This is a genomic window from Aeromonas bivalvium, assembly GCF_000819765.1.
Taxonomy (GTDB): domain Bacteria; phylum Pseudomonadota; class Gammaproteobacteria; order Enterobacterales; family Aeromonadaceae; genus Aeromonas; species Aeromonas bivalvium.
This window is the reverse complement of the sequence record NZ_CDBT01000054.1, coordinates 212,685-213,365: the sequence shown is the minus strand read 5'-3', so window position 1 is coordinate 213,365 and position 681 is coordinate 212,685. Positions and strand designations below refer to the sequence as shown.

The window sequence follows — 681 nt, the reverse complement described above, 5'->3', positions numbered from 1 at the left end:
CCCTGGCCAGCCTGCTGCTCGCCTTCGTGCTGGGCAGTCTGGTAGGGCTGGAGCGCCAGTACCGCCAGCGCACCGCAGGCCTTCGCACCAACGTGCTGGTGGCGGTGGGGGCGGCCCTGTTCGTCAACCTGGCCCAGCGCATCTATGAGCTGCACGGCGGCAGTTACGGCGTGGTCCACGTGGTGGCCTACATCGTCTCCGGCATCGGTTTTCTCGGCGCTGGCGTCATCATGCGGGAATCCGGCAACATCCGGGGCATCAACACAGCGGCCACCCTGTGGGGCGTGGCCGCGGTCGGGGCCGCCTGCGGCGCCGGGTTCGCCCTGGAGGCCATCCTCGGCGCCCTCTTCGTGCTGGCCGCCAACACCCTGCTGCGCCCCCTGGTCAACCAGATAAACCGTGACCCGGTGGACAACATGGACACCGAAGTGACCTATCACGTGACCGCCCTCATCGGCCGCGCTCACCAAAAGGAGGTACTGCCCTGGCTCGAGCAGATGCTGGAGCAGGCCCACTACCCCCTGAGCGAGCTCGACATCACCCCCTTCGGCGATCAGGATCTCGAGATCTCGGCGGCGCTGCTCGCCAGCGCCATCGATGGCACCAAGCTCGATGCCCTGATGAACACGCTCGGGGAGCACCCTCACATCAAGCAGATCTTCTGGCGGGCCAGCATCACCG

At 67.1% G+C, this 681-nt stretch carries 1 protein-coding gene; it reads left to right on the top strand.

Annotation, left to right across the window (positions count from 1 at the left end; all coding sequences use genetic code 11):
• Positions 1 to 2: 2 nt before the first annotated feature.
• On the top strand, positions 3 to 681 hold a 679-nt coding region (locus BN1119_RS15760; protein WP_042000082.1), incomplete at its 3' end, for an MgtC/SapB family protein.